Below are 22,217 nucleotides of genomic sequence, written 5' to 3'. Positions count from 1 at the left end.
TTATATTTCATCAGAAATAATAATTCCATATTTTGGAGTTAGACTTATGTTTATCACGCTTGCATAATCTCTGATTAAAAATATAACTAATCACACATATGGAGATTTAAAAACCTCAACATTTAAACTCGTGTTTATTTTTGATTTTATAAAATCATATGATTCCGAAAAAACAACGTACATGTAGAAGTCATAGCCAAAATGTATTTCTAAATCATCAGAAATTAATTTGCACCATTTACTCTCTCTTAACACATCCCTTACTACTAAAGGTAGCTCAAGCATTGTTACCAAATCATGATTTTCAAAAGATTCATCTTCATCAAAAATCTCTAATTCGGATATCGTTAAGTATTCAACACTGAATAACTCACATAAGGAAATTATAAAATCGATGTACTCATTTTCAACTAAAATATAATCTTCAATACTGACTTTCACTCCCACATCGAAGTAGCTAGTCCATTCTAGCCCCGAAGAAATTAAATTACCTTCAATATTATAACTATGATATTTTGTTACTCTTAATGAATTACCCATTAGTCACCAATCCTATTCATGCCCATATCAAACGTCCCAGACCTTGTCCTACGACTACCTAAATTTCTCACGCTATCAGCAGCTTTCCAGAAACCTCCATTATGCTGATCAACGTCTGGAGTTATATATCTAATTTTATTTGGTGCTTTTTTGTTGAAAAATACGGGCTGTCCATGAGACCTCTCATTTGTTTTTGAGTAACCAAGCTCAAATGCATATTCCGTATGCCCACATTTTTTTGTCAACCCCAACGGATCAATCCAGCTCAGCGCATTCGGCGCGTACTGGTACGGATTGATCCCGCCCGCCAGTCCTATCGGGTCTGGCTGGGTAAAGCGGGCGGTCAGCGGGCAGTAGTAGCGGTACAGGTTATAGTGCAGACCGGTTTCCTGGTCAACATACTGGCCCTGCAGCGCGAGGCTCTGATGCGACCACAGCGTATCATCGCGATCATAACTGCCGATCTGGGTGCCGTAGCTGCCCCAGCCGAGCGGGATACCGCGCCAGATAAGCTTGCCCTGCTCATCCGTCAGCATTTCGGGCTGGCCGTTCAGGGCACAGTGATACCACTCGATTTTGCTGCCGCTGCCTTCACACAGCACGCGCGCCAGCGGCACGTGACTCCCTTCGTGGTAGAGGTATTTCAGCGCCTGGCCGGGATACCGGCTGCTGCGCTCTTCCGCCAGCCGCATGCCCCGCCACAAAAAGGTCACGACTTCCGGTGCAATCGGATCTTTCCCCACCGGCCTGTGACGATACAGCACCTTGCGGCTGCGGCGGCCCAACGCATCATAGCCATATTCGACGTGGCTGAAGCGCGCATCGCCGCTGAACTCCACCCGGCTCAGCTGCTGTTCCGAATTATAAAAGAGCCGCTGCGTGACCCCGCTGGCCAGCCTGCGCTCGCAGACCCGGCCAAAGCCGTCGAAGCGCTGGGTGGTTTGTCCCAGCCGCGTGAGCAGATTCCGCCAGACACGCTGGTCTGCGCGATCCACACGATTACCCGCGACATCGTAGCTGAAATAATCGTCCGTCAGCGAGCGGTGGTGCAGCAAATCCCCGTCCGCACTGTAACTATAGCGGCGCTGATGATGCTGGCCGAACGTAATCACCGATTCACCGCTCAGGCGATCGTCGGGCTGCCAGTCACAGCCACGCTGCTCGATCTCGCTGTCGCGACGAATAATGTGGCCTTCTACGTCATAGCCGGTGCGCAGGGTCAGCGGCCCCATGCTACGTTCCACCTCCCGTTCCAGCTTGTCGCGCTGGAACGCCGCCAGTTCGGTGATTCTTCCCCCGAACTGCACGTGGTGGTGGAGCAGCGCACCACGGCCATAGCGCATAAAGTTTTCACGACCGCCGTCGGGATGATGCAGGTGCGTAAGGTTGCCCAGCACATCGCGCTCCATGTGCCACGCCCCCTGTGGGCCGGACTCTTCGATCAGCTGACCCGCGGCGTCATGGCGAAGCCACAGCGTCTCCTGCCACGCGACCGCCTCTGCGTCCGCCTGAAGATCAGCCTGCGCACAGCGCTGAATGCACACATCCCCCTGCTGCCAGCGATAGCGGGTATGGTGCTCAGCGGTGTCACGCGTCACCAGGCGATCGTCCGCATCATACCCGTAGCGCACCGTCCGGGGTGCCATGTCCGGCTCCTGCGGCCATTTGGGTGAATCGGGCGGCAGGGGCTTGCCTGAGCTCATCCCGTCCACCCACGCCCAGGGGTCCGGGTTCGCCTCCGTACCGGCCTGGGCGGCGTCGGCAGAGGGCAGATCGGTGATTTCTGTCACCCGGCCGCGTGCGTCGTAGACACGCTGCTGGCGGACGCCGGCATAATCCTGCTGCCCGCTGAGCCGCCCGGCCGGATCATAGTCCAGCTGCCAGCGTTCCCCCGCCGGGTTGATCACGGCAGTCAGATTGCCGCTGTCGTCATACTGCCAGCGGGTGATGCGACCGGCGGGGCTGGTATGGGTAACCACCTGGTCGCGCGCGTTGTACGTCAGCGCGCTCACCGCCAGCCAGGTTTCCTCGCCACAGTAGCGTCCCGCTCGGTCATAGCGGTAACGCGTTTCCACGTGCGCGGGGGTAAAAGAGGCGTTGAGTCGCCCCGCCGGGCTCCATTCCGCCCGACTGAGATTGTCGCCGAAGTCGCTGACGTCGGTCAGCCTGCCGCGCGCGTCATAGCGCCACCAGGCACTGTTGCCGGAACAGTTGGTGCTGCGTATCAGCCTGCCGCAGCTGTCGTAGCGATAGTCACGGCTGTTGCCTGCGGCATCCGTCTCCCTGATCACGTCACCCAGCGCATTCACCTGGTAACGGGCCACGGCACCGCTGGCCTCCGTCGTGCTGATGATATCCCCTACCCCGTTACGCTCGCAGCGCCAGACGCCACCCTGCTCGTCCACCTGCTGCATCGGCAGCGCCCAGTAATCATGCCAGCGGGTGGTGCGCGTGCGGCCTTCCGGGCTGGTCACATCCTCCAGCCGCCCGCGGGCGTCATAGCCGTACTGCCAGCGGCCGCCGTCTGGCAACTGCGTGGCCAGCAGTTGCTCTTCATGCTCTGCCCAGTGGTAGTGCCACTCCTGCTGCCAGGGATCCACGTAGCGGGTGATGCGCTGCTGCGCATCCCAGTCATGCCGGGTGACCGCGCCCTCACGCTGACTGACGGTGGCACTGCGCCCCGTCTCATCCACCACGATGTGCCACTGCTCCAGCAGCCGGGCCTCCGGCTGGCTGTCGTCACAGACCTGATAGCCACAGACGCGTGCCGTGCCGTCCGCAGCCTCCGTCCAGTCGTAGCCGATGCGCAGCCCACCGGCATAGCGGTGCGTGGCTAGCAGGCCGTTCGCGTGCCAGCTGAAACGGCGGGTGACCACGCCATCCGCATCGGTCACGCTGACCAGTTCCCCGCTGGCGGTGTAGTCATACGCCACCAGCAGATGCTCGGCGTTATCCTCCACCGTCACCTGGCAGACGCGGCTCAGCCGCCCGTGCTGCGCGTGATAGTACAGCCGGACGTTAAGTGCTTCGTTATCGCCGCAGATGGCGGACAAGCGCCCGTTCTCACCCCAGTCGAGGTACTGCACGTTGCCGCGCCGGTCGTGGATATCCACCATGCGCCATTCGCCGGGTCTGACGGGGTCAGGCTCGTAGCGCTGGTTCTCCCCGCTGGCGAACTGCAACACCAGCACACCGTTCAGCCCGCAGCACAGCGTCACGCCGTCGATGGGAAACTGCACCACATCACCCGGCTGCACCGCGCCCAGCACACACTCCCGCCCGACCGGATCGCGCCAGGTAAGCACCAGTTGCCCCTGCGCGTCAAACGCCCCCAGCAGGCGGGTTTCCCACGGCAGCATCCAGCCGCGCCCCAGCACGCCCTCCGCCCCATTGAGGCTGTGATACACACGCTGCCACACCAGCGGCACGCGGTCCTCAAGGGTAAAGTCACACTCTTCTGTGCCCGCCAGCAGCTTGGCCCCGGTGGCGATATTGACCGGATGCGCCGTCTGCACCGCTCTGGCGGGGAGTTGCGCTATGCCCGCCGCAGCCCGCGCACTGGCCGCCGCGGTATTGAGGGGACAGGGGATCCGTTTGAGCATTCTGCCTAAGCGCACGCGCAGATAGAGTTTTTGCGCCAGTTCAGACGCCCGCTGAAGCGCCTTGCCCCCGGCCAGCGAGCCGATAAACCACGCCAAGGCATTTTTTCCGCTGCGGATATCGCGCACCACTACCGTGCCGCCGCCGATGCGCACCCGGTGATCCTCCGTTACACTGATTTTCGCCTCACAGGTACTGCGATCGCCGTGGCGGGCGGCGGGCTGGCCATTGATAAAGACTTTGGTGGAGCCTTCTGCCAGAAACAGGGGACCGGGTGCGAGGTGCCATTTACTGCACGCAATCTGGTCCTGCGGAGCCGGTGACGTGTGCGGCGCAGCGCTGGCCTCCACCGGTTGCACCATATCCATAAACAGGTGGGTGACGGCGTTGCCAATATCGGCGTCAGCCGCGCTGCGCAGGCCATTGCGCATCGCCTCCAGCAGCGGCTGAGGGGGCATGACCACCGCGCTGAGGGTGGCAGCCAGCGCCAGCGCGCGCTGTAAGCCACTTTCCTGCGCTTCAGAAGCAGGCAGATTGAGATACGCCGGATCGGCCTTACCTGCCGCGCGCGCCGCCGGTTTGCCGCCAATCATCACATTGAGTGAGCCGGTGGTGATCACCGCATCGGGCGGCCCCTGCCACCCCAGCATATCCAGCAGGCTGTCCACCGCGTCACCGGCCGCATTTCCCCAGCGGCCCGGAAAGCCCTCCACCGTCGCCCCCACCACCAGCGCCACGCCGATGGCAACGCCAACCCCGCTTGCCGCCAGGGCCGTGCCGCCCACATAGACCGCCGTATAGAGTGCGCCTTCGGCAATCCCGCCAATCGCATCAGCCAACAGTGAGGGGTGGTGCAGTACATCACCGCTACGCGCGGCAAGCTGGCCGTTATCAGACATTGTTCACTCCATGAGCTAAAAATACCGGCTGTCAGCGCCCCTTTCCCAATAGGGAAATAATGCAAAGAGGCCGCCTGAATGACGGGCAAAGAGAAGCCATCACGCAGGAATAATTCGCGTGATAAAGATTTATGCTTTAAATAACCGGCGCAGATACTGGCAGAATTAAATAACCACCACCAGTGGCGTTTCCATGAAAAAAAGATATAGCCGTTATGCTAATAAACTCAGGACAGATAACAAGCTGGCGGGCAGGTAAGCAGGTGTTTACTTATTCATACCAGGACAGGGATTGAAAATATAATTACGCGTATCGCTAACGCCAAATAACAAAGTTCACCGTGACGGGAAATATTTATTGCGAGAAAGCGCGCATTAAACCGCATCAATGCACCATCCGGCAAAGCAAATGCCTTTTTCTCACTTCTCTTCTCAGTGGGATCTCATAGCTTAGGGCGATCAGGTTGAAACGACGTACCACAGGAGTAAGCATGGCCCCCACAACGGTAGTGAAACAAGTAACCTACGAAGATGCAGATGCACAAAGGCTGCGAAACCAGATGGTCGAAGAGATTGGCCCACGTTATGCCGATCGAGAATCAAACACACAGCCGCTGCCGGAAGGGTTTTACGTAAAACCGCAGAGTGTCGAATTTGTTGCACTGGCTTTGTTAGAGGGCGAGCCCGTAGGCCACATCCTGGTTCGCAGGCTGGATAACGAGCTGGAGATTAAAAATTTCTTTGTTACGCCAGAAGTCAGAGGCAAGAACGTAGCGAGCCAGCTTATTCAGGCGGCTGAAGCCTTTGCGATTCAAAAACAAGCAAGAAGAATTATTCTTCAAACCGGCGATCGTCAGCCTGAAGCGGTAAAATTTTATTTTAAACAGGGCTATTCCCGCATCGCGATTTATCCGCCATATACCACTATGCTATATTCTCACTGCTTCGAAAAAGCGTTTTAAAAACGACTTTCAGCATGACCTGCCTGCGAAGTCAGGTCATCACCCTCGTGACGATAACTCGCTGCACCATCCACCCTTGCAGGGTAAAAAAGTTCAATATTTCTGCGTAAGCTTTGTCGTTATTTTTCGATAATATGTTGCTGAACGGTATATGTCTGTTATGCAATAACTTTAATTCATTTTCATTATCCCATCCGGTTATTTTTTTCATCAAGGCTGCCCGACGTCTTAAGAAAAACTTAATCTCTGCGCGATAACATTCGTTTCCTGACTCAACCATTATTCAACAAGAGAAAAAATCCCCACAGTGGCAAGAACTTCTACCGGGGGGTGACATATCTAACAGCAACGTTGGGTTTTAATCTTCGTCGGGGTATTTCAATTGCTGAGATTGTTATTTCTGTTAATAGGTGGTACTGCACTGCGGGCGAAATGGCCATGGCTGATGCTGGCTGCGCTCGGTTGTATGGCGGGTGCCGGTGGGATCGTCGCTGATCTTATCCGCCATGGTACGCTCTCCGCCCCCATTACCCTGACCGGACTTTTCATCCTTATGCAGGGTGTGATCGAAGGGTTGCCTGCACTGTCGGGCACTAACCGGCTGACGCTGGGCAAATCCCTGTTATTAATCACGGCGGGTGCGGGCATTTTGTTCCTGCCCCACTTTGGCAGGCCGAGCGCCGCCTGGCTGTTAAGCCTGCTTTTGCTCCTGGATGGTGGATTCAGAGTGATTTCCAGCGGGCTGATGCGCTGCCGTCGCTGGCAGATAAAAATGTCTATCGGCTGCGGTGAGTTCCTGCTCTGCGCGATGATCATCACTGACTGGCCGGTGCCGCATCACATTTTGATTCCGGTGATGTTTATTTTCCTCCTGCTGGGATGGAGCCTGAATCTGACCAAAGTCGCGTGGCAAATCCACCGGCTGCCGGTGCAAAGCAGTGTCGCCACTCTGGAACTGTTTACCAGCAAGGGGTTACGTGAACCCCATGGCCTCGATTATTGCCATCCGGATGTCAACGACAGCACACCGCAACAGCCGCTCAATCTGTATATCTGGACACCCACCGGCTCCGGGAATGTCGCAGGGAGCCGCCCGTGGTTTGATCGTTGGGTTGCCGCCATCGATCACCGGGGCGTGGTGTCTACCGGCCATACCTCGCTCGCCATGGGCAACGAAATCTATATCAGCCTCTATCCTGAAGATGATATTGAGCTGGATTTAAAAGGTTTTTTACAGACCCTGCGTGCAAGACAGGAGTTTGATGTTGCTGGCCGCTTGCAGCCTTCACTGGAACAGGAGATCCGTTCCTGGTGTGTCCCCGATCGCCGTATTAGCCTGAGCCACTACAATCAGGCAGCACTGCGTAACTACTGGGAGAAATACGCCACGGATACCCACTACAACCTGACTTCAAGAAACTGTTCCACCAGTGTGATTCAGGCGCTGGATGTGGCAACCGAAGGCTTGCTGGGCAAGCGCGGACTCTACGGCTTCCTGACCGTGTTCAATCCCGATTTTTGGTTATTAAGTCTGATACGCAGTCGTGCAGAAGGAATGACCTGGACCCCAGGTCTGGTGATGGATTACTGCCAGACACTTCAGCGTTTACTGGAATGCCCACAGCGTGCTGCCGCAAGAAAACAGGCTTCCGGATGGTTACGTTCACTGCGCCAGGTAAGGCGTGCGCCCCGGGGAATCCATTGATTTCATCTGGCTACCCGGCACGCTTCACCGGGTAGCCGGGGGAATTTACACCGGCTGATCGCCCATAATAAAGAACGCTTTGCGGACCGTCTCCCGCACATCCCAGGTGCCGTGCGTCTGCTGTGGGAAAAAGATGCTATCCCCCGCTTTGATTTCGAGAGTTTCACCACCGTCAGGCGTAAAGAAACAGTGGCCTGACAGGAAATAGCAGTATTCGCGCTGCATCAAACCCCGCCGCCAAATACCTGGTGTACAGTCCCAGATCCCCATTGAGGTACCCGGATACTGCGCGATCTCCGTTTCGGCCGCACGGTGCATGGAACAAGGTTCGCTCAACGGTGAGGCGATCGGTTCCCACGGGGATAAATCCTGCTGTTGCTGGGCAGTAAATAAAACGGGCTTCATCACTTTCTCTCTCAATCGGGTCAGTAGGATGGTGAATTAACGGTTCAACTTGTTGATTCACCAGACACTTTTACTGTGCCAGAAAGTGTCAGCAGAAAGCGTGCAGTTTGCTACGGCTCTACAGCATAATGCTCCGTCCTGTCGCCCTCATTTACCGGTTATAACGATTAGTCATAACTATATAATCAGTTTTTCTTTTAAAGGGAAAAGCGGCATTCTCCTTGTCAACCAAGGGGGCTTTTATGGCTGACATCACTTATCCGCGTCACACCCATTCCGTGACGACTTTCTTACCCGGTATTTTGCTGACTCTCGCGATTGCCACTCTGGCGGCAGGCGCAGGAAACATCCCGTGGATTGCCAACCTGGGTCTTGGCGCACTGACGTTAGCGATTGTCGTCGGCATCGTATTAGGTAACAGCGTTTACCCACGCTTCGAGCCGCAATGTCATAGTGGCGTTATTTTCGCCAAACAGAAGCTGTTGCGTCTTGGCATCATTTTATACGGCTTTCGCCTGACCTTTCAGCAGGTGCTGGATGTGGGCATCAGCGGCATCCTTATTGATGTCCTGACGCTGAGCAGTACTTTTATGCTGGCTTGCTGGGTGGGTCGCCGCTGGTTAAAGCTGGATCGCGATACCGTGTGGCTGATTGGCGCAGGCAGCAGCATTTGTGGTGCCGCTGCGGTATTGGCAACCGAACCGGTGATTAAAGCCGCTCCTGCCAAGGTCGCCGTGGCCGTTGCCACCGTTGTACTGTTCGGTACTGCGGCTATCTTCCTTTACCCACTGATCTGGCATGAGGTTGCACAGGTGTATCCGGCAATGAGTGCTGCGCAGTTTGGTGTCTATACCGGTTCCACCATGCATGAAGTGGCGCAAGTCGTCGCCGCTGGGCACGCTATCAGTCCTGAAGCGGAGAATACCGCCGTGATTGCCAAGATGTTGCGGGTGATGATGCTGGCACCTTTCCTGCTGTTTATTGGTATGCAGATTAGCCGGACAGCGCCACAGGGGAGCGGAAAGAAAACGCCGGTGACTTTCCCGTGGTTTGCCCTGCTGTTTATTCTGGTCGCCCTGTTCAACTCATTCAACTTGCTGCCTGCGCACTGGTTGAGCTACATCAATCAGGCCGACAACATTATTCTGGCGATGGCAATGGCTGCACTGGGACTGACAACCCGCTTTAGTCAGCTAAAACAGGCCGGGGTTCGCCCACTGCTGCTTGGGCTGATATTGTTTATCTGGCTGATTGCCGGGGGTGGAGCCATCAATCTGGCCGTTCATCAGTTGGGGATTTAATGTGAACAACGGGAAAGGCACTGCCTTTCCCGTTTTGGTTTTAATGCGCTAACAGATCATTGAGGAACTGACGCGAACGCGCATGTTGCGGTCGCGTGAAGAAGTTTTCCGGCGATGCTTTCTCCAGAATTTGTCCCTTATCCATAAACCAGATGGTGTCCGCCACTTCCCGGGCAAAGTTCATCTCGTGGGTCACACACATCATGGTCATCCCCTCCTGAGCCAAACCGCGCATCACATTCAGCACTTCACCCACCATTTCAGGGTCCAGCGCGGAGGTCGGCTCATCAAACAGCATCACCGGCGGTTTCATGGCCAAAGCGCGCGCAATAGCAACACGCTGCTGCTGGCCACCCGATAACTGCGAGGGATAGGCATTCGCCTTGTGGGACAAGCCGACACGCTCCAGTAACTCTCCCGCGTGCTGCCGGGCTTCACTGCGTTTGATACCCAACACTTTGACCGGTGACATCATGATGTTTTCCAGCACAGAAACATGCGGGAACAGATTAAAGTTCTGGAAAACAAAACCAATGCGGGTACGCAGTTGATTCAGGCGCGTGCTGCTTCCGTGGATATCCATGCCGTCGAACAGAATTTCGCCCTGCTCAATCGGTTCTAGTCGGTTTACCGTACGAATCAGCGTCGATTTCCCCGAACCGGAAGGACCGCATACCACCACGACCTCGCCGCTTTTGATCTCCGCGCTGACGCCGGTCAGTGCCTGGTATTCGCCATACCATTTATTCACCTGGTTAAACAGAATCATCGGGCGCATGGTGGCTCCTTATTGTGATTGTGATTTAGTGAGCACCAGCGGTGCGGTGACATTCGCCTCATCAGTACGTTGATTAAGACGTTTATTGGCGATGTTTCTTTCAAGCCGGTTCGCAAACCAGGTCAAACTACTGTTGATGATGTAATACCCCAGCGCGACAATCGCAAACACCTGGAATGGCTTGGTCAGCAGTTGGTTATTGACCTGATTCGCCGCAAAGGTCAGTTCCGGTACATTAATCACATACCCTAGCGTGCTGTCTTTGATGATTGAAACCAGTTGGCTCACCAGGCTGGGTAAGGTGTTGTAGAGCGCCTGGGGCAAAATCACTAACCGCAGCGCCTTAATATGCCCCATACCCAATGCACGGGAGGCTTCATATTGCCCCGAAGGTAACGACTGAATACCACCACGCACGATTTCCGCGATATAGGCACTCTCATAGATCACCAGCGTGCATAACATGGTGCTGAACCCGCTAATGTTATGTCCGATCAACAAAGGCACACAGAAGTAGGTCCAGAACACCACCATCATCAGCGGAACACCGCGCACCAGGTAAACCCAGCAGGCAGCAAATATGCGTAACCAGCGCCAGGAGGCGAGACGGGCTAACCCCAGTAACAGTCCAACCGGAAAAGCAAACACAATGCCGAGGAGAGAAATCACCAGCGTACACAGCAATCCGCCCAACGGTCCGTTAGGGTATTGCCCCATCAGTAACAGCATGCCGTTGTCATGCAAAATCGTGAAGAAGTCGAGCATGTTCTATTACCTCGCGTAAGCGCGCTGAAAGCGCCGAGCCAGTACCGCACCCACGGCCATCAGGAACAATGAGCAGGCCAGGTATCCCACCGTCGCCACCGCATAAGACTCAAAGGTGCGGAAGGTCTGGTTTTCAATATCGCGCGTGACATAAGTCAGTTCTGCCACGCCAATCGCCATCGCAAGGCTGGTATTTTTGAACAGCAACACGGTGTGATTGATCAACGCAGGCCACGCATTACGAATGCCCTGCGGCAAAATCACCGACCACATTGCGCGCAGATAGCTCATTCCAAGGGCGCGTGCGCCTTCAGTTTGCCCGGCAGGAATGGCCCGCAAACCACTGCGAATATCCTCAGAGAAATAGGCGGACTGGCAAAGCCCAAGTGCAATCATTGAAAAGATGAACTCAGCATTACGATCGTTGATCCACATCTGGAGCGATTCCGGCAGCAGGGTTGGCAGCGCGAAATACCACATCATGAGCTGAATCAACGTCGGCACATTACGGTGATAAGAAACCCATGCCGCAACGAAAAAAGTCAGGATGCGATGATTAGTCAGACGCATCACCACCAGTACCAACGCAATGACCATGGCGGATAGCCAGGCACCCACCGCCAGCTCCAGGGTCACTTCCATACCCTGAACGATCATCTGGCCATAATTGCCGCTTAAAACTGCGCTGAAATCGAGTGCCATGGCATCTTCTCCGGTGTTCAGGAAACGCGGTCGCCGGGACGCATGGTGGATAATCCGCCTGGTACCTGCAACGTGGGTGTAATCTCAATATTGCCGATGTTCACGGCAATTGGCGCAGAGACCGCAAACGCTACGCAGTCAGCGATATCTTTCGCTTCCGGTAACTCAAAACCGTCAATAAATTGACGCTGTGCTTCTTCATGATTCCCCGACACATTGCCGAAGATATCGGTCGCGACGCGGCCAGGGCAGATTTCAGTAATGCGCACGCGCTTACCGTAGCAATCCACGCGCAGTTGGCGCGAAAGCGCATGAACAGCCGCTTTAGTGGCGTGATAGACCGAGTTGCCATTGAAGTTGTAAATGGCCGCAATCGACGTGATGTTGATGACATGGCCACGATCGCGCTCAACCATACCCGGCACCAGTAAACGGCACAGGTGCAGCACAGCACGTAAATTCACGTTAATTTGAGTATCAACAACGTTTTCATCCGCTTGCAGAATCGACCCCGGATGAGAAACACCGGCGTTATTCACTAAAATATCAACCTGCAAATCACGACACAGTTCGGTCAGCGCCGCGAGGTCAGCCACATCCACCGCATGGGGGATGCAACCGGTACGGTCGGCCAGAGCCGCCAGTTGTTCTTTACGGCGGGCAACCGCGTGAACCGTAATACCTTCCTGGCACAAACGTTCAACAATCGCTTCGCCCATGCCTGCTGAAGCCCCGGTCACTAACGCCACTTTATAATCTGAAAAAGGCATCGCATTTCTCCTGTTCGGGCAGCTTAACTGCCATTTTTTGTCTGTGGTTTGACTGTAAGCAGTAATGCAATCTGGGTATAAGACATAAAAGATTTGAGGCAATAAGGGCCACTTATAACACCGTGCGCACTCAATCGGCTCCGCTTAACTGCATGATTTCGCTGCCATACTCAACAATCTGGCCCGACTCCACCAGCACATCGATTACCCTCCCTTCCGCCGGGCTGTGCACCGGTAAATAGAGTGGTCCGACTTTAAGTAAGGCCAGCAGCTGGTGCTGCTTAACCCGCTGTCCGGGCTGCACCAGTGGTTCACCTGCGCTGGGGTGTGCCAGCACGACCTGACCCGGTAATGTCGCCACAACGGCGGTCAGTGCAGCAGGTTTACTTTCTGGCTCGGGGAGCACCGGGGTTGGCACTGCTGCGGGCGCAAAACGCAAACGCACCGAGGTGTTTTCGTCTTGCCACTGAATTTCTCCCAGGCCCGCACGGCGCATTTTTTGTGCCATCAGGCGTATGTGTGTTAAGGCAATGCCGTTTCTTTCCATAACTTTTCCGTTGCAGCTACATTATTTGCGCGTGCCGAAGCCACACGCGGTGTAGATCACTGTAGCGTGCGGATCGATCGGCCAGATAAGAGGGTTTTGCTTTGCGCCAATAAGGCTGGCTTATTACATCACCAGCGTCAGTGGGCGGTTATCAGCTGTGCGTTTTGCCATTAATGACAGGAGAATATCCTTCACCGCTTCTGCCGGTTGCGAAAGCGGCAAATGGTCTGACATACAGAAAGAGAGCGAGGCCTGAACATCCGGCTCAATAATTTTTGCCATCCAGGCATCGGCGTGATCCAGCATGGCCCGCGCGGCAGATTCCGGCATGATGGTGCACCCCATCCCCGCCATCAGTGCGGCATTCAGCGTGGTTTGCGATTCAATTTCGCACGTCACCCGATAATGAATGCCTTGTTGGGCAAAGGCATCGTCCATGACTTTGCGCATGATGTTGTAGATACGCGGCAAGAACAGTTCAAACTGGGCAACTTGTTGCAGGGTAATTTCTTTCAGCGGTTTTGACAGTTTGCGTGGACAAACAAAACAGAGGTTCTCTTTCATTAAGGGGAGAAAACGCAGACCATGAATATTGCGGTTATCATAAATGACCGCCATATCCATGCGGCCATTCATGATGAGCTCACTTAATGTGGTGCCAAAGTTTTCATTAAAGTAGAGCACAATCCCCGGATGTTGACGCTGCACTTCCGCCATCAGGGGTAAAGCTAACTGCTGCGCAGCCGTGCCTGGTGCCAGGCCTACTGACACATTCCCCGTTAACTCGCGCCCTGCACCATCCACCGCACTTTGTGCCTGATCGCACTGACGCAAAATCGCCTGAGCATGGGTATAGAGGATTTTGCCTGCTTCCGTGGGCGTAACGCCACGTTTGGTACGAATCAAGAGCTGCTGATTAACCTCCCCCTCCAGGGTAGCCAGTTGTTGGCTCAATGCTGGCTGAGCAATGTGTAAGACATCTGCGGCCTGAGTCAGGCTGCCTACATCCACAATTTTAATAAAGTACTTCAGGCGACGAAGGTTCATAGCACACTCCTGCGGTAATACGTTCCCTTTATCATAAGCAAGAATTATGCCAACGCATTTGCAACCCTCAGCGACCTTTTGACCGACGATGAATAGCGGAAACGCCCCCTTTTGCACCATCACGGTGCGGATGCACCAGCCATCGGGTTGGGTTATGTCACCACAACAAAGCACTATTACAGCCGCGACGCCCAGCGCTCTATGCTTTTCCCACGTCACTGCTGCTCAACGTTGCTCTCCTGGCGTTGCCATGCGGCTTGTTTGCTGATCAACCAACCTGGACCTGTTTTCTATGCCTGATATTGCAGATCGCCTAAAGAACGTTACTGTTTCCGCCTCTGTCGCCATGACGCAAAAAGCGCGCGATCTTGCCGCACAGGGTATTGATGTCGTGACACTCTCGACCGGAGAGCCGGATTTCCCTACACCAGACCATGCAATTGAAGCCGCTTATGCCGCAGCACGCGCAGGCGACACCCGTTACCCGCCAACCGACGGTACGCCTGCGCTGCGCGCTGCGATCCAACGTAAGTTCCTGCGGGATAATGAGTTGCGCTACGACGTTAGCCAGATCCTGACAGCAGGTGGTGCTAAGCAGATCATCTTCAATGCGATGATGGCGACCATTAATCCTGGTGATGAAGTGGTGATCCCGGCTCCGTCATGGATCAGCTATGCCGATATCGTCAAATTTGCCGGTGGTGTGCCCGTCCTGGTGAACTGCCTGGAAGAGAACGGTTTCAAACCGCTGCCAGAAGATATTGAAGCCGCTATTACGCCTAAAACCAAATGGCTGTTGATTAACTACCCTGGCAACCCTACCGGTGCCGTGGCCACCCAGGCGGAATTGCAGGCGGTGGCGGATGTGCTGTTACGCCACCCGCAGGTCTGGATACTGTCTGATGATATTTATGAGCACCTGTTATATGACGGCGTGACCTTCTGGACCATCGCGCAGGTCGAGCCACGCCTGCTTGACCGCACGTTGACGGTAAATGGGGTTTCCAAAGCGTATTCAATGACCGGTTGGCGACTGGGCTTTTGTGGCGGCCCCGCTCCCCTGATCAAAGCCATGAGCAATGTGAATACGCAGAACAGCGGCGGTATCACCACCCTGACGCAGGCAGCGGCGATCGCGGTACTGGATGGCCCACAAGATCTGTTGCAGGAACGCGCCGGGATTTACTGCCAGCGTCGTGACTATGTACTGGATCGCCTGAAAGACATTCCGGGTCTGCGTTGTCATCAGCCACAAGGGGCATTCTACCTGTTCATCAATGTTGCGGCTTTCATCGGCAAAACCAGTGCGGGCGGGCAAAAAATCCAGAATGATACGGACTTTGTCATGGCCCTGATTGAAGAACAGCATGTCGTCACCGTTCAGGGTGCCGCTTACGGTATGAGCCCTTACTTCCGCATCTCTTATGCCACCAGCATGGAGCGGCTGGAAACGGGCTGCGATCGTCTTGCTGCCTTCTGCGCGGGCTGCCACTAACCACCGCACTCAGAGCAGGCAAGCTGCCTGCTCATAGATTATAGGGCGTGACCACATTCACTTTTGAGAAGGTCTCTGTGTGCAGCGTTACAGGTAGAAAACCGTGGAAGGTCAGTAGGGTACGAAAGACCACACGGGCATCACTTTGTAAGTCGTGTTGAATGACCGCATTTAATTTTTGATCGCTGAGGAGAAAACGATTCTCCTCATCGACATCGTGGCCAATATAACTAATGATTTCACGCTCTGCCTGGTGAAACGCGCGCAGAATAGCGGCATTGCCACCGCCAACGCAATAAACCGCTTTCAGGTTGGGATAGGTTTTTAATGCCTTAAGCATGACGTCAAATGTCATTCCATCCACACCATAACCTTCACTGACCCAAACAGGATTTATTGACGGCATCATCTGCTTAATTCCCTGGCAGAATCCATCTACCCGTTCTTTTTCTCCCAGAAAGTTTTGACTGCTCAGCACCACTGCAACATCCAGCTTGGTATTTTTTACCCATTGGGACATCAAATAGGCGGCGGTCATCCCTGCGGAAATATTATCCATACCCACATAACGGAGTCGCGCGCTGTCCGGTACATCTGTGACTATTGTCACCACCGGCACACGATATTTTTGCAACTCTTCAATCGTTTTCCCGATCGCTGCATTATTTTCCGCTTTGAGGATAATGCCATAGCTGTCATTTGCGCACTTCAGCATAAGCTTTCGCATTTCACTGGTGCTAATGGTTTCAACGCAGTGAAAACGTAGCCGTAGTTGGAAAGAAGCGAAGTGACTCATTTCATCGATCAGCGCATCGCACACTAAACGACTGAAACGTTCCGGAGTATGTAAAATGACATCAAACGGAATTGTTCTGCCCGTCGCCAGGCTGGTTCGCTCTTGCAGCTCAAGGTCTCTAATTGCCTGATTTATTCGGCGTTGTGTCTGCGCATGTACCGAACCTCGCCCATGCAAGGCACGGTCAATGGTCGCTTTACTTACGCCCGCCTGCGCGGCAATTTGTTTGATGGTGAACTTCATTTTGAGGTCTTTTTGATGTCTTTAAAGTCTTTTGTTATTTAAATGTACATGATAATGTTTTGCGGTGTAACTGGATTTAATAAAAATTTATAAATGACCACCTAAATTTAAGTCGTAGTTTGCAAACACCCAGGTTGCAGACTTTAAAATCAGGGAAACCGGCATGTAGCTAATACAGGCCCGACACCTCATCAGAGTAGAATTTCCGCCTTGAAATTCGCTTAATTAATCACTCCTTAATTAATTTTTAAGGAGCGGCCAGCTATGGATTTTTTACAGGTTATTCAATTTTAATTATTTTCGGGGGAAATAAAAAACGATTCCAGACGAAACATCAACCAACGGGACTGTAATTTTATCGCAAGGGTTATAAAAATGAACAAGGGTATATCGATATTCACAAAGTTAGTGGGGATTTTTCTCACGCTCCTCGGGTTGGCTTTAGCCGCAGGTGGGATCTACTTAATCAGTCTTGGCGGATCGTGGTTTTATTTACCCGCCGGGTTGGCAATGGCGGGCTGTGGTGCCGGTTTTATTCGCACCAAAGCCTGGACGCTTTATTTATCTTTTGTCCTGCTGATTGCCAGTGTTATTTGGGCTCTCTCAGAGGTAGGCACTGATTTCTGGCAGCTCGTTCCACGCACTGTCGCTTTCCTCGTGATCTTTATGCTGGCGGCGCTCTGCTCTCCGGTACTCACCAATAACGCGGGACGTGCTGCGCTGCCAAAAATCGCTTCCGTGGTGGTTTCTCTCGTTGCGGTGGTTTCCCTGGTCACCGTCTTTGCCAACATGTTCCGCGTGCATCCTGAAGTCGAGCCTGACGCCACTGCCGCCCCCGCGAAAGTGATCGATCAAACAGCGAAAGATAACAGCGGTGATGACTGGACGGCCTGGGGCCGTAATACGCTGGGCCAGCGTTTCGCTCAGTTTAAACAGATCAACACCAATAACGTGAAAGATCTTAAAGTCGCCTGGACTTACCGTACCGGCGATCTGGCGATTGATGGTGCGGAGTATCAAACCACGCCACTGAAAGTGGGTGACACGATGTATATGTGCACCCCTTTCAACAAAATTATCGCCATTGACCCCGAAACCGGCAAAGAAAAGTGGCGCTACGATCCCCACGTGAAAATTGGCGGCGCGAACGCCACCTGGAAACGCTGTCGCGGGATCGGTTATGCCGATTTAACCACGCTGCCAGCGAGTGCGGACGGTCAGGACCTGCCATCGGCAACCACCGCCTGTCGCAAGCGTATTGTAGGCACGACCATTGATGCTCGTCTTTTCACGGTGGATGCAGAAACCGGCAAACTGTGCGAAGACTTTGGCGATCATGGCTTTGTTGACCTGCTGAAAGGCCTCGGCCCACGCGCGCCTGGCGATTTCTATCCAACCTCAGCACCGCTGGTGGCTGAAGGAATTGTTATGGTAGGTGGCCACCTTAACGATAACCTCGAGGTGGGTGAACCTTCCGGTGTTGTGCGTGGCTTTGATGTCCGTACCGGTAAATTAGTCTGGGCCTGGGACCCGGCGCGTGGCGCAAAAGACAGTTCTCCGCTGCCGGAAGGCCAGGTCTATGCTGAAGAGTCGCCAAACTTCTGGGGCACCGCCTCTTACGATCCTAAACTGGGGCTGGCCTATTTCCCGACCGGTAACCAAACGCCTGACTTCTGGAACGGCAACCGTCACGGTTATTCTGAAGAATACAATGACTCAATTGTTGCAGTAGAGATGAAAACCGGTAAAGAGCGTTGGCATTTCCGTACTGCTAATGCTGACCAGTTTGACTATGACGTTTCATCACAGCCGATTCTCTACGACCTGCCGGGCAAAGAGGGCCAGACAACGCCAGTGGTTATTCAGTTAACCAAGCGCGGTGAAGTCTTCGTGCTGGATCGCCGCACCGGTAAACCGGTGGTGCCGGTTGAGTATCGCAAAGTCGCCACCGATGCGATGCCAGGCATGAAGGTCGCGGACACCCAGCCCTTCTCCGCCATCTCAGTGGGTACAGCGCCGCTGAAAGAGAGTGACATGTGGGGCGCGTCAATTTTCGATCAGCTGTACTGCCGAATTCAATTCAAGCAAATGCGTTGGGAAGGTCCATTTACGCCGCTTTCAGATAAACAACGTACCCTGATCCATCCGGGTTATTACGGTGGCTTTAACTGGGGTGGCGGTGCGCTGGATATGTCGACCGGCACGCTGATTGTGAACGATATTCGCATGGCGCAGTGGGGCCAGTTTATTAAGCGGGAAGATGCTGAACGTCGTGGTCTGAAAGCCAGCACCGAAGGCGAATACTCTGAGCAGCTTGGGACACCGTGGGGCGTTGAGCGTTCCATGTTCATGTCGCCACTGGGCGTACCCTGCTTTAAACCGCCATTTGGTTCAATGACCGCAATCGACCTGACCACCGGGAAAACGCGCTGGCAGGTGCCGGTAGGCAGTATTCAGGATGCACCGATTCATGGTGTCGCACCGGGCATGTATATCCCGTTAGGAATGCCAACCATGGGCGGCCCGCTGGTGACTAAAGGCGGCTTGACCTTCTTCCACGGTTCTCTGGACTACTATGTGCGTGCCTTTGACAACAACACCGGTCACGAACTGTGGCGCGGTCGCCTGCCAGTGGGCGGTCAGGGTGCACCAATGACCTACATGGGCAAAGACGGTAAACAGTATGTGGTGGTGGTTGCAGGAGGAGCGACACGTACCGGAACCAATAACAACCGGGGTGATTACGTGATTGCGTATGCACTGCCTTGATGGCGAGAGGAATGGTTAAACCTTAACGGACACCGGGCGCGTTCAAGCGCCCGGTGTTGTTCTTTACGCCTTGCGCTTCAGGGTTTGCGCATTCAATTCTGCATTAAATGTCTCAACACTCCACTCTCCAGCCAAGGCTTCTGCCACTAACTGCTGCTGTGTTTTCGGCACCATGCCGCCCACTGGCGGATCGGTATCGAGATTTGTCGGGAACGAATAGCCTCTGGCGGCCACCTCGATCAGCGCTTTGAGCTCGTCTGGGGATTTCCGCTTTTCGCGCATCATCGGGTAGACCAGCTTGAGCAGTTGCTCATGATTAACCTCTTCCATCGGCACACCAAACGCAGAAGAGATTTGCAGCAGGTTAGCGGTTCTGATGTGATTCTCCGTCGTATTATTGCCTGCTGCGTGGAACAGTGCCGGATTGAAAAAGAGGCCATCACCCTTCCTCAGGGGCAACTGCACAAAATGCTTCAAGAAATATTTTACAAACTCAGGACGGCGGTAGGCGATATACCCCAACTCATACTGATGAGACCACGGCAACAGTTGCGTGGGACCAGACGCTAGCGGCATGTCCGTATGCGCAACTGCACCCTGTAAAGTCAGATACTGCGAGAGGATCTGTGCCGGGACCGGAAATTCCGCCGCAAAGGCGCTTTGCTGGAAGCCCAGATGATAATCGCGGTGCGGTTGTTGCGCCGCGCCACCAGGGCGAACCTGATTGACCTGTGAGGTCATACGCCAGGCGGGCCCCAGCCACGCGGTGCAAATAAGGTTTAATAGCGGATTGGCGTAATAATCGACAAAAACGTCCGGGCGGGTTTCCGCCAGTTTTTGCAGTGCGTTCCAGATCCTGCCGTTGTTACCGGCTTTGGAAAAGTGATCGGCCTGTACTTTGGTAGCGGCTTCCTCTGCCATCACCTGCTCAAAGGCTGCGGATGCCTGGTCAATCACCGTGGAATCCGCAAAAAGGTTACGTACCACAAACACGCCGGGGCCGTAGGATAAGGCCTTATGCAGTTCACTCAGCACTGCGCGTTTATGGTTGGCAGCGGCACCTTCCAGTACTGACCGATCATAGATAATGACATCAGAGACAACTTCAGAAGCGAGGGGGTAATCGGCAACATCTACGCGTTGGGTGCAAAACGTTTTGAAATCATCCACAGAAACCTGATCTTCAGTGGCAAAATATTCTGGAGACATAGGGACCTCGTTTATTGTAATCATTGCAGGGTATTCCTCATGCATCTTCAGCACGGCAGCAGGTTCGCTACCCAACAAGCTAGCAGCAACCTTTACTGAACAGAACAGCAAAAAGACCTCAATAAAACCTCAAAGATCATTTTTGCTGTTATTCCCGGCGCTGAGGAATTCCCGCAATCATTCACTACGAAATCGTATTCACCGCCTGTTCCCGTTCCTGCTCGCCAAACCGTTCGCGCATCTCTTTTTCAATGGTCTCCAGCGATTTACCCCGGGTTTCAGGTAACATCGTAAGCACCATGATCAGCGACGCCACATTGATAAAAGCAAAAATAAAGAATGTCTGATTTCCTGCCACAGACAACAATGGCGGGAAGGCAAACGCCACGATGGCATTACAGATCCACTGAAAAGAGACCGCAGCACCGGTCAGCACTCCACGCACTTTCATCGGGAACAGTTCGGACATCAGCAGCCAGTAAACCGGCGCGATGCACATTTGCATAAAGAACAAGAAAATCAGAATACAGCCCAGTGCGAGAAAGCTTTGCGCCAGCCCGGAAGGCACAAACATCAACACCGATCCCAATGCGACCTGCATAACGATCACCACCAACAGCCCGGTGGTCAGCATGTTTCGCCGCCCATAGCGGTCAATAATGCGAATGCCCGCGATCGCCGCTAATACCGAGACAACCCCATTACCGATCGTTGCAGCAATCGCGGCGCTGGTTCCCATCCCGGTGGTTTTCAGGATGATTGGCGTGTAATACATAAACGCATTCACTCCGGTGAATTGCAGAGCGATACCCAATACCGAGCCGATAAGCAGTAACCTGATCACCCATTTTTGCTTGAGCAACTCACGGGCTGGCGGCCCCTCACGCGTCTCACGGGCGTGATTGAGCATTTCATCAATTTCAGTTTTAACCTCTAACGATGTCTCACGCAGTTTTTCCAGGATCTTCCGGGCTTCCTTATGCCGGCCTTCCGCCACCAGCCAGTGTGGGGACGCCGGGACAAAAAACGTGCCCAGAAACAGTAACGCACCTGGAATAAAAGCCAGCGCCAGCATATAGCGCCAGATGTGAGGATCGTGGAGCACCACGCTCATGATGGTGCTGACAACGTAGGCCAGCAGTTGCCCCGATACAATCATCAGTTCATTGCGGCTCACCAAAGGGGCGCGCCGTTTAGGTCCGGCGATTTCCGCAATGAAAATCGGCACGGTGGAGGAACCGCCACCCACCGCAATACCTAAGACAAAGCGCATGGCGACCATAACCTCAGTATTCGGTGAGATGGCCGTTCCCACTGATCCTAAAACAAAAATAAGGGCCAGAAAGCGCAAGGTCACTCGCCTGCCGTAATGGTCCGTAATGTAGCCAGTTAAAAATGCCCCGACCGCTGCACCGAAAATTAAGGAAGACGAGACTAAACCTTCGCTGTAGGGATTGAGGCCCAGTCCACCCTGAACGGCGGGTAATCCCATGTAGGGAAGTGCGCCAGAAATAATGCCTGTGTCATAGCCAAATGCCAGTGACCCCATGGTGGCGACCAGCACGACAAAATAGAGCCTTTGCGTGACCGTTAACCGCGCTGGAGAATTTTCGTACGCAGAATCTTGCAGATACTTCTTCATAATCAATTATCCAATTCATTCAGGGTGAACCATCACTCTTTA

17 protein-coding genes are annotated in these 22,217 nt (G+C 53.9%); 5 read left to right on the top strand and 12 right to left on the bottom strand.

The annotated features are described in order from the left end of the window. Nucleotides 1–90: 90 nt before the first annotated feature. Together F3J40_RS20000 and F3J40_RS19995 are read right to left on the bottom strand one after the other, a co-directional pair. On the bottom strand, nt 91–540 hold the full coding sequence (locus tag F3J40_RS20000; protein WP_167017461.1) for a hypothetical protein: 450 nt from the start codon (nt 538–540) through the stop codon (nt 91–93). Then, a complete protein-coding gene (locus F3J40_RS19995; protein ID WP_167017459.1) occupies nt 540–5,039 on the bottom strand; it encodes a toxin C-terminal domain-containing protein in 4,500 nt (1,499 codons plus the stop codon). Before F3J40_RS19995 ends, F3J40_RS20000 begins: the two co-directional genes overlap by 1 nt. Before the next feature lie 491 nt (nt 5,040–5,530). Between F3J40_RS19995 and F3J40_RS19990 the strand changes: the two genes are divergently transcribed. Together F3J40_RS19990 and F3J40_RS19985 are read left to right on the top strand one after the other, a co-directional pair. Next, complete coding sequence (locus tag F3J40_RS19990) at nt 5,531–6,001, top strand: GNAT family N-acetyltransferase (RefSeq protein ID WP_167017457.1); 471 nt, start codon at nt 5,531–5,533, stop codon at nt 5,999–6,001. Nucleotides 6,002–6,383: 382 nt separating this feature from the next. Continuing rightward, on the top strand, nt 6,384–7,706 hold the full coding sequence (locus F3J40_RS19985; protein WP_240155545.1) for a hypothetical protein: 1,323 nt from the start codon (nt 6,384–6,386) through the stop codon (nt 7,704–7,706). A gap of 45 nt (nt 7,707–7,751) precedes the next feature. Here the strand turns inward: F3J40_RS19985 and F3J40_RS19980 are convergent, their stop codons facing one another. Further along, nucleotides 7,752–8,111, bottom strand: coding sequence for a cupin domain-containing protein (locus F3J40_RS19980; protein ID WP_167017455.1), 360 nt, complete (start codon nt 8,109–8,111; stop codon nt 7,752–7,754). Between the two features lie 242 nt (nt 8,112–8,353). Here F3J40_RS19980 and F3J40_RS19975 point away from each other — a divergent pair, with 242 nt between their 5' ends. After that, complete coding sequence (locus F3J40_RS19975; RefSeq protein WP_167017453.1) at nt 8,354–9,412, top strand: YeiH family protein; 1,059 nt, start codon at nt 8,354–8,356, stop codon at nt 9,410–9,412. 40 nt (nt 9,413–9,452) lie between these two features. Here F3J40_RS19975 and F3J40_RS19970 read toward each other — a convergent pair whose 3' ends face one another. From F3J40_RS19970 to nac, 6 genes are all read right to left on the bottom strand, one after another. Further along, nucleotides 9,453–10,190: an amino acid ABC transporter ATP-binding protein gene (locus F3J40_RS19970; protein WP_304623119.1), complete on the bottom strand. Its 738-nt coding sequence runs from the start codon at nt 10,188–10,190 to the stop codon at nt 9,453–9,455. A 9-nt stretch (nt 10,191–10,199) separates the two neighbouring features. After that, complete coding sequence (locus F3J40_RS19965; protein WP_167017451.1) at nt 10,200–10,955, bottom strand: amino acid ABC transporter permease; 756 nt, start codon at nt 10,953–10,955, stop codon at nt 10,200–10,202. 6 nt (nt 10,956–10,961) lie between these two features. Next, nucleotides 10,962–11,657 carry an amino acid ABC transporter permease gene (locus F3J40_RS19960; RefSeq protein ID WP_167017449.1) on the bottom strand — a complete coding sequence of 232 codons (696 nt, stop codon included), beginning with the start codon at nt 11,655–11,657 and terminating at the stop codon, nt 10,962–10,964. Between the two features lie 17 nt (nt 11,658–11,674). Further along, a complete protein-coding gene (locus F3J40_RS19955; protein WP_167017447.1) occupies nt 11,675–12,427 on the bottom strand; it encodes an SDR family oxidoreductase in 753 nt (250 codons plus the stop codon). 130 nt (nt 12,428–12,557) lie between these two features. After that, nucleotides 12,558–12,974 (bottom strand): acetyl-CoA carboxylase biotin carboxyl carrier protein, encoded by a 417-nt coding sequence (locus F3J40_RS19950; protein ID WP_167017445.1) that lies wholly within the window; start codon nt 12,972–12,974, stop codon nt 12,558–12,560. 123 nt (nt 12,975–13,097) lie between these two features. After that, entirely contained in the window at nt 13,098–14,021 is a 924-nt protein-coding gene (gene nac, locus F3J40_RS19945) for a nitrogen assimilation transcriptional regulator NAC (RefSeq protein ID WP_167017443.1), read from the bottom strand. A gap of 292 nt (nt 14,022–14,313) precedes the next feature. Between nac and F3J40_RS19940 the strand changes: the two genes are divergently transcribed. Next, complete coding sequence (locus F3J40_RS19940; protein ID WP_167017441.1) at nt 14,314–15,516, top strand: pyridoxal phosphate-dependent aminotransferase; 1,203 nt, start codon at nt 14,314–14,316, stop codon at nt 15,514–15,516. Between the two features lie 31 nt (nt 15,517–15,547). On the opposite strand, the gene F3J40_RS19935 is transcribed toward F3J40_RS19940, so the two are convergent. Further along, entirely contained in the window at nt 15,548–16,555 is a 1,008-nt protein-coding gene (locus F3J40_RS19935) for a LacI family DNA-binding transcriptional regulator (protein ID WP_167017439.1), read from the bottom strand. Nucleotides 16,556–16,930: 375 nt separating this feature from the next. On the opposite strand from F3J40_RS19935, the gene F3J40_RS19930 reads away from it, so the two are divergent. Further along, complete coding sequence (locus tag F3J40_RS19930; RefSeq protein WP_167017437.1) at nt 16,931–19,324, top strand: membrane-bound PQQ-dependent dehydrogenase, glucose/quinate/shikimate family; 2,394 nt, start codon at nt 16,931–16,933, stop codon at nt 19,322–19,324. A gap of 63 nt (nt 19,325–19,387) precedes the next feature. Here the strand turns inward: F3J40_RS19930 and F3J40_RS19925 are convergent, their stop codons facing one another. Both F3J40_RS19925 and F3J40_RS19920 read right to left on the bottom strand, forming a co-directional pair. After that, entirely contained in the window at nt 19,388–20,533 is a 1,146-nt protein-coding gene (locus F3J40_RS19925) for a phytanoyl-CoA dioxygenase family protein (protein ID WP_167017435.1), read from the bottom strand. Between the two features lie 184 nt (nt 20,534–20,717). Further along, nucleotides 20,718–22,175, bottom strand: coding sequence for a sugar porter family MFS transporter (locus tag F3J40_RS19920; protein WP_167017433.1), 1,458 nt, complete (start codon nt 22,173–22,175; stop codon nt 20,718–20,720). Nucleotides 22,176–22,217 lie beyond the last annotated feature (42 nt).

The sequence above is a fragment of the Candidatus Pantoea multigeneris genome, from assembly GCF_011752615.1.
Lineage (GTDB): Bacteria > Pseudomonadota > Gammaproteobacteria > Enterobacterales > Enterobacteriaceae > Pantoea > Pantoea multigeneris.
Note: the sequence above shows the minus strand (reverse complement) of the source record. Positions and strands in the feature narration are given on the sequence as shown.

Coding starts and splice junctions, on each gene's coding strand:
- F3J40_RS20000 (WP_167017461.1), bottom strand. CDS start 540: ATGGGTAATTCATTAAGAGTAACAAAATATCATAGTTATAATATTGAA.
- F3J40_RS19995 (WP_167017459.1), bottom strand. CDS start 5,039: ATGTCTGATAACGGCCAGCTTGCCGCGCGTAGCGGTGATGTACTGCAC.
- F3J40_RS19990 (WP_167017457.1), top strand. CDS start 5,531: ATGGCCCCCACAACGGTAGTGAAACAAGTAACCTACGAAGATGCAGAT.
- F3J40_RS19980 (WP_167017455.1), bottom strand. CDS start 8,111: ATGAAGCCCGTTTTATTTACTGCCCAGCAACAGCAGGATTTATCCCCG.
- F3J40_RS19975 (WP_167017453.1), top strand. CDS start 8,354: ATGGCTGACATCACTTATCCGCGTCACACCCATTCCGTGACGACTTTC.
- F3J40_RS19970 (WP_304623119.1), bottom strand. CDS start 10,190: ATGCGCCCGATGATTCTGTTTAACCAGGTGAATAAATGGTATGGCGAA.
- F3J40_RS19965 (WP_167017451.1), bottom strand. CDS start 10,955: ATGCTCGACTTCTTCACGATTTTGCATGACAACGGCATGCTGTTACTG.
- F3J40_RS19960 (WP_167017449.1), bottom strand. CDS start 11,657: ATGGCACTCGATTTCAGCGCAGTTTTAAGCGGCAATTATGGCCAGATG.
- F3J40_RS19955 (WP_167017447.1), bottom strand. CDS start 12,427: ATGCCTTTTTCAGATTATAAAGTGGCGTTAGTGACCGGGGCTTCAGCA.
- F3J40_RS19950 (WP_167017445.1), bottom strand. CDS start 12,974: ATGGAAAGAAACGGCATTGCCTTAACACACATACGCCTGATGGCACAA.
- nac (WP_167017443.1), bottom strand. CDS start 14,021: ATGAACCTTCGTCGCCTGAAGTACTTTATTAAAATTGTGGATGTAGGC.
- F3J40_RS19940 (WP_167017441.1), top strand. CDS start 14,314: ATGCCTGATATTGCAGATCGCCTAAAGAACGTTACTGTTTCCGCCTCT.
- F3J40_RS19935 (WP_167017439.1), bottom strand. CDS start 16,555: ATGAAGTTCACCATCAAACAAATTGCCGCGCAGGCGGGCGTAAGTAAA.
- F3J40_RS19930 (WP_167017437.1), top strand. CDS start 16,931: ATGAACAAGGGTATATCGATATTCACAAAGTTAGTGGGGATTTTTCTC.
- F3J40_RS19925 (WP_167017435.1), bottom strand. CDS start 20,533: ATGTCTCCAGAATATTTTGCCACTGAAGATCAGGTTTCTGTGGATGAT.
- F3J40_RS19920 (WP_167017433.1), bottom strand. CDS start 22,175: ATGAAGAAGTATCTGCAAGATTCTGCGTACGAAAATTCTCCAGCGCGG.